Annotated in this window: 4 protein-coding genes; 1 reads left to right on the top strand and 3 read right to left on the bottom strand. The window is 75.9% G+C overall.

Annotation, left to right across the window (positions count from 1 at the left end):
- Positions 1-55: 55 nt before the first annotated feature.
- Positions 56-1,738, bottom strand: coding sequence for a chitinase (locus ACFUK0_RS38950; protein ID WP_380258604.1), 1,683 nt, complete (start codon positions 1,736-1,738; stop codon positions 56-58).
- Between the two features lie 252 nt (positions 1,739-1,990).
- Here ACFUK0_RS38950 and ACFUK0_RS38945 point away from each other — a divergent pair, with 252 nt between their 5' ends.
- Positions 1,991-5,215, top strand: a complete 3,225-nt coding sequence (locus ACFUK0_RS38945) for a S41 family peptidase (RefSeq protein ID WP_380258602.1) — start codon at positions 1,991-1,993, stop codon at positions 5,213-5,215.
- Positions 5,216-5,290: 75 nt separating this feature from the next.
- Here ACFUK0_RS38945 and ACFUK0_RS38940 read toward each other — a convergent pair whose 3' ends face one another.
- Positions 5,291-5,557 carry a hypothetical protein gene (locus ACFUK0_RS38940; protein WP_380258600.1) on the bottom strand — a complete coding sequence of 89 codons (267 nt, stop codon included), beginning with the start codon at positions 5,555-5,557 and terminating at the stop codon, positions 5,291-5,293.
- Between the two features lie 91 nt (positions 5,558-5,648).
- Positions 5,649-6,895: hypothetical protein (locus ACFUK0_RS38935; protein ID WP_380258598.1), on the bottom strand; the 1,247-nt coding region annotated here is incomplete at its 5' end.

The following is a 6,895-nucleotide window of genomic DNA, read 5'->3' as shown; positions in this document are numbered from 1 at the left end:
GGCCCGGGGTGCGGGCCCGGCGGTCGCCGTGGGTGTCACCGGTGGTCCGAGGGGCTCAGCCGAAGTAGCTGTCGAAGTTCTTGGAGAACTCCCGGCCGCCGAACTGGTCCCAGTTGATGGACCAGGTCATCAGGCCGCGCAGGGTCGGCTGGGCGCCGGCCTTGGGGACGTAGGTGCCGCAGTTGGTGAGCTTGGTGAGGCAGTCCAGCGCCTTGTTCACCTCGGTGGGGCTGACGTAGCCGTTGCCCGCGTTGGTGGTGGCCGGCATGCCGATGGCGAGCTGGGAGGCGGCCAGCGGCGGGAACATGTTGGCGGTGTTGCCGGCGACCGGGAAGCCCTTGAGCAGCATGTCGGTCATCGCGACGTGGAAGTCGGCGCCGCCCATCGAGTGGTACTGGTTGTCCAGGCCCATGATGGAGCCCGAGTTGTAGTCCTGGACGTGCAGCAGGGTGAGGTCGTTGCGCATGGCGTAGATGACCGGCAGGTAGGCGCCGGCGCGCGGGTCCTGGCCGCCCCACGGGCCCGAGCCGTAGTACTGGTAGCCGAGCTGGACGAAGAAGGTCTCCGGCGCCATGGTGAGCGTGAAGTTCGCGCCGTACTTGGCCTTCAGGGTCTTCAGTGCCGAGATCAGGTTGACCACGACCGGGGTGGTCGGGTTCTTGAAGTCGGTGTCGCCGGTGGCCAGCGACAGCGAGTGGCCCTCGAAGTCGATGTCGAGCCCGTCCAGGCCCCACTTGTCGATGATCGCGGAGACCGAGGAGACGAAGGTGTCCCGGGCGGCGGTGGTGGTGAGCTGGACCTGGCCGTTCTGGCCGCCGATCGAGATCAGCACCTTCTTGCCCTTGGCGCGCTTGGCCGCGATGGCCGCCTTGAAGTCGGCGTCCGACTCGACGCCCGGGCACTCGGTGACCGGGCAGCGGTTGAAGCGGATGTCGCCGGAGGTGACCGAGGTCGGCTCGCCGAAGGACAGGTTGATGAAGTCCCACGAGTCGGGGATGTCCGCGACCTTGGTGTAGCCGGCGCCGTTGGCGAAGCTGGCGTGCAGGTAGCCCACCAGGCTGTGCGGGCCGCCCGGCGGCACGGTCGGCGTGCTGGTGCTGGTCGGGGTGGCCGTCGCGGTGGGCGAGGCGGTCGCGGTCGGGCTCGCGGTGGGCGAGGCGGTCGCGGTCGGGCTGGCGGTGGCCGTCGGGGAGGCGGACGGGCTCGGCGCGCCCGGGCCGTCCAGTGAGACGTCGTCGGCGTAGTAGGTGCCCTGGCCGTACCAGCCGTGGGTGTAGACGGTGGCGCTGGTCTGGGCCGCGCCGGTGGTGAAGCTGACCGAGAGCTTCTGGTAGGCGCCGCCGGTGCCGGGCGTCCAGGCGCTGGCGCCGCCGTCCACGCCGATGTACACGTAGCTGCCCTTCACGTACGAGCTGAGCGTGTACGTGGTGTTGGGGGCGACGGTGACGGTCTGCGAGCACTGGGCCGAGGAGCTGGCCGAGGCGGCGCCGGCCAGGGCGTAACTGCCCGTGTGCGCCTGGCCGGTGACGACGCTGCCGGTGCCGGCCGCGCAGCTCCAGGGGGCGAGGGCGTTGCTCTCGAAGCCGCCGTTGCTCAAGAACTCGCCGGCCGAGGCGGCGGGCGCGGTGCCGAGCGCGAGGCCGACGGCGCCCGCGGCGGCGACGACCCAGGCGGTGCCGATCGCGGCGAGGCGCTTGGGCCTGCCTCGGTGGTTCGTGGGGGATGCGGTTCTGCGCATGTGGGGGACTCCTGCCAGAGCGCGGGTCGTGGGGGCTGTCCGGGGCATGGCGGAGCGCCGGCCGGTGGGGGTGTCGGCCGCTCCATCGTGCGAGTTGGACTAGACCACTGAAGTGGATCGGCCGGTTCTGTGTCAATGCCCCGGAGGACACGGAGAGTTGCCGGCCCTGCCGGCCGGGGCACCGCCCGGGCCGCCGCGCCCGCACCCGGCCGCCGGGTTGCGACCGCCACCGTGCCACCGAACGATGAAGGGGTGACGGCGCCCGGCTACCTCCGATACCCCCACCTGCGCGGCGGCCTGCTGGCCTTCACCGCCGAGGACGACGTCTGGGTCGCCCCGCTGGCCGGGGACGGCGTGGTCGGCCGTGCCTGGCGGGTGAGCTGCGACCGCACCCGGGTCAGCCACCCCCGGCTCTCCCCCGACGGCGCCACCCTCGCCTGGACGAGCTGGCAGGCCCTCACCCCCGAGGTCTGGACGGCCCCCTCCGACGGCGGCGCGGCCGTCCGGCTCTCGTACTGGGGCAGTCAGGACACCCGGGTGCGCGGCTGGCTCCCCGACGGCGAGGTGCTCGCCGTCACCTCGTACCACGAGCCGTTCGCCCACTACACCTGGGCGCACGCGCTGCCCGTCGACGGCTCCCCGCCCCGCAAGCTGCCCTGGGGGCCGGTCGGCGACGCCCAGATGAGCAGCGAGCACACCGTGCTGCTCACCGGCTCCGCCCCGCACGAGCCCGCCGCCTGGAAGCGCTACCGGGGCGGCGCGACCGGCCGACTCTGGGTGGACGGGGAGCGGGTGCTGGCGGACCACACCGGGCACCTGGCCTCGCCGATGCCGGTCGCCGCGGCCGACGGGCCACGGATCGCCTTCCTGTCCGACCACGAGGGCGTCGGCAACCTCTACTCCTGCCGCCCGGACGGCTCCGGCCTGCGCCGGCACACCGACCACGCCTCCTACTACGCCCGGGAGGCCGCCACCGACGGCACCCGGATCGTCTACCAGCACGCGGGGGACGTCTGGCTGCTCGACAGCCTGGACGCACCGCAGCCCCGGCGCCTGCACGTACCGCTCGGCGGCGCGCGGGCCGGGCGCCGCCCGTACCAGGTGAACGCCGCCGCCCACGTCAAGGACCTGGCCTGCGACGCCACCGGCCGGACTGGCGTGATCACCGTGCGCGGCAGCCAGTACTGGCTGACCCACCGCGACGGCCCGGCGCGGGCGCTCGCGGACACCCCGGGGGTGCGCACCCGGCTGCCGGTCGTCCTCGGCCACAGCGGCGAGGTCTGCTGGATCACCGACGCCGAGGGCGAGGACGCCGTGGAGATCGCCCCGCTGCCCGGGAGCGAGCACCCCCGCACCCACGAGGAGCCCCGGCGGATCGCGGCCGGCCGGGTCGGCCGGGTGCTGGAGCTGTCCGCCTCCCCCGACGGCCGCACCCTCGCCGCCGCCACCTCGGACGGCCGGCTGCTGCTGGTCACCACCGCCGACGGCGCCGTCCGCGAGGTCGCCGCCTCCACCTACGGGCCGGTGAGCAGCGCGGTCTTCTCGCCGGACTCGCACTGGGTCGCGTGGTCCCAGCCGGTGGCCGGCCGCTCGCTGCGCCGGATCCGGCTGACCCGCACCGACGCGACCGCGCCGATCACCGAGGTCACCGACGGCCGCTTCGAGGACGAGCAGCCGGTCTTCACCCGGGACGGCCGCTACCTGGTCTTCCTGTCCTGGCGCGGCTTCGACCCGGTGCACGACGTGCACACCGGCGACATGTCCTTCCCGCTCGGCTGCCGCCCGTACCTGGTGCCGCTGGCGGCCGACACCCCGTCACCGTTCGCCGCCCCGGTCGAGGGGCACCAGGGCGGGCCCGCGGCGGGGGCGGGCAGCGGCGACGGCACGGTCACGGTGGAGCCGCAGGGCATCTCCAGCCGGCTCGTGCAGTTCCCGGTGATCGCCTCCAAGTACTCCGCCACGGACGCGGTGCGGGGCGGGGTGGTCTGGCTGCGCTGGCCGATCTCCGGCACCCTCGGCCAGACCTTCACCGGCCCGGACGAGACCTCCGGGCGCCCCTCCCTGGAGCACTTCGACCTGGCCAGGGGCACCCGCACCACACTGGTCGACAAGCTGGACGGGTACGCGGTGTCCGGCGACGGCGGCTCGGTCGCGGTGTACTCGTCCGGCTCGCTGCGGATCGTCCCGGTGGCGAGCCCGTCCGGCGGCACCAGCGTCGACCTGCGGCGGATCACCCACACCGTGCACCCGGCCGCCGAGTGGCGCCAGGCCTACCGGGAGGCCGCGCGGATCATCCGCGACCAGTTCTGGGACGCCGGCATGAGCGGCCTGGACTGGCCCGCCCTGACCGCCCAGTACGAGCCGCTGGTGGAGCGGGTGGCGAGCCCCGACGACTTCGCCGACCTGCTGCGCGAACTCCTCGGCGAACTCGGCACCTCGCACGCGTACGTCACCCCCGCCCGGCGCGGCGAGGGCCCGGCCCCCTCGCAGCAGCCGCTCGGCCTGCTCGGCGCCAACGCGCACCACGCCCCCGACGGCCGCTGGCTGGTCGACCGCGTGCTGCCCGGCGAGTCCTCCGACCCGCGCGCCCGGGCGCCGCTGGCCGCCCACGGGGTGCGCGACGGCGACGAACTGCTGGCGGTGGGCGGGCGCCCGCTCGACCCCGTCCGCGGCCCGCTCCCGCTGCTGGCCGGCACCGGCGGCACCACCGTCGAACTCGCCCTGCGCACCGGGGCGGACGGGCCCGTCCGGCGGATCTCGGTCACCCCGCTGACCGACGAACGGCCGATCCGCTACCAGGCCTGGGTGGCCCGCCGCCGGGAGCTGGTGCGGGAGTTCAGCGACGGCCGGTGCGGCTACCTGCACATCCCCGACCTGGGCGGCTCCGGCTGGGCGCAGTTCAACCGCGACCTGCGCCGGGAGCTCGACAAGCCCGCCCTGGTGCTGGACGTGCGCGGCAACGCGGGCGGCAACGTCTCCGAACTGGTGCTGGAGAAGCTCAGCCGGCGCGTCCTCGCCTGGGACTTCAGCCGTGGCCGGCAGCCCGTGCGCTACCCCAGGGACGCCCCGCGCGGCCCGGTCGTCGCGCTCGCCGACGAGGCCACCAGCTCGGACGGCGACGTCATCATCACCGCCATCAAGCTGCTCGGCCTCGGCCCGGTGGTCGGCGCCCGCACCTGGGGCGGCGTCGTCGGCATGACCGGCCGGCACCAGCTCGGCGACGGCTCGCAGATCTCGGTGCCGAAGAACGCCTCCTGGTTCACCGGCGATCTCGGCTGGTCGGTGGAGAACCACGGCGCGGAGCCGGACGTCCACGTGCTGCGCAGCCCGGGCGACTGGGCGCGGGGCCGGCACACCGAGCTGACCTGCGCCGTCGGGCTCGCACTGGAGCTGCTGGAGGACAACCCGGCCGCCGTGCCCCCGCCGGACGACACCCCCCGCCCCGACCTGCGCCGGCCCCCGCTGCCGCCGCGCTGAGGGCGGGCACGATCACGCGCGGTCACGCAGGAGGGGCGCGCCCCGGCGGGCGCGCCCCTCGGCTTCGGTGACCGGTCAGTCCCAGGGATCGCCCTCGGCGGTCATGTTCTCCCGGGCCAGTTCCTCCTCCTCCTGCGCGGTCAGCCGGTGGTGCTCCGGTGCCTCGCGGGCCTTCTCCACGGTGTTCGGGAAGGCGTCCGCCGCCTCGTCGTGCGCGAGAGCGGCGCGCTGTGCGGCGTCGGTCCGGGCGGTGGAGTCCTGCTCCGGCGCCTCGCCGAGCGAGGACCTGGCCTCCTCGCCGGCCTCGTGCCCCTTGTGGCGGAACCTGTCGAAGATGCCCATGTCTCCTCCTCGGGGTGGTTACCGGGCTGTCCTCACTCTCACACCGCGGCGCAACGGACGCATCCGCTGGCCGCCCCGCCCGTGGCCCGGTTCAGCGCAGCGTGCCGATCCGCGCGCCGGTGTCCAGCAGGCCGGTCAGCCGGACGTCGCCGGCGCCGGCCCCGGGGACGGCCAGCGCGCGGCTCGCGGTACGCGTCTCGGGGATGGTCAGCGCACCCGTGCCGGAGACGCTGACCAGCCGGCGGCTGCCCGCGACCAGCAGGTACGCCTTGCCGGACTTCGCCCGCCACCAGGCGGAGGCCAGCACGTTCTGGTCGAAGCGGGAGCACGCGCGGGTGTCGTCCAGCGCGGCCGTGCGCAGCGGCGGCGGGGCCGTCCGGCGCGGGTCGGGCAGCAGGACGGCGGTGGCGGCCGACCCGCCGCCGTCCCAGGCGTCCCGGCGCACGCACACCCAGGAGGCGCTGCCCTCGCCCTCGGGCAGGGCCTGGGTGGCGAAGGCCCAGGTGTTCACGGCCCGGGTGCCGGGCCCCGCGCCCGCGGGGCCCGCCGTGCCCGGTACGCAGGCCGTCCGGGCCCAGGCGGCCAGGGCCTCCGGGCCGGTCGCCTCGCGCGGGGGGCGTGCCGGGGTGCCGTCCGGCGGCGGGGTGTAGGTCAGGTGGGCGGGCAGCAGGCCGCCGACGTCGGCCAGCAGGAAGGCGTGCTGCTCGGCGACCACCGGGGAGGAGCGCAGTTGCAGGACGGGGCGCCGGGTGCAGGGCGCGTCCCCGGTCAGGGCGAGGGCGGCGGTGAGGCCGTCGGGGTGCGGGACGGGACGGGCGGGGGTGTCGGGGGTGCGCAGGTCGCGGGTGTCGGCCCCGTCGACCCAGGGGGCGAGCAGGTAGCGGCTGCCCGTCGCGGTGCGGCTGAGGGTGACGGCGGCGGCCGTGGTGACGTCGGCGTCGTCGGCGCGGGCGACGGCCAGGGTGCGCTCCCGGCCCTCGCCCCCGCCCTCGGTGTAGCGGGCCAGCCGTCCGTCCCCGTACAGGACGACGACCGTCGCGCCGTCGAGCCGCCCCGCGTACAGCAGCCGGGTGGTGGCGGGCGGGCCGGGCGGGGTGGCGGGCTCGCCGGTGCGCCGCACCCCGTCGGCGGAGCCGGCCCAGGCCGCCGTCGCGCGGTCCAGCAGGGCGCGGTCGGTGGTGAGGTCGCCGCGGGCCGGCCAGACGTCGAAGTCGAGCCGGGCCGTCCCGCGCCAGGCGTCGGCGGGGGCGCGCAGCAGGGGTGCGGGCGCCGCCGGCGGCAGGGACGCGGCGGCCGGCCGGCGGGCCGGGGCCGCCGGGGCGAGCAGCAGCGGGAGGC

Source organism: Kitasatospora sp. NPDC057223, from assembly GCF_042669755.1.
Lineage (GTDB): Bacteria > Actinomycetota > Actinomycetes > Streptomycetales > Streptomycetaceae > Kitasatospora.
This window is presented reverse-complemented; position numbering and strand designations above follow the sequence as displayed.

Coding starts and splice junctions, on each gene's coding strand:
- ACFUK0_RS38950 (WP_380258604.1), bottom strand. CDS start 1,738: ATGCGCAGAACCGCATCCCCCACGAACCACCGAGGCAGGCCCAAGCGC.
- ACFUK0_RS38940 (WP_380258600.1), bottom strand. CDS start 5,557: ATGGGCATCTTCGACAGGTTCCGCCACAAGGGGCACGAGGCCGGCGAG.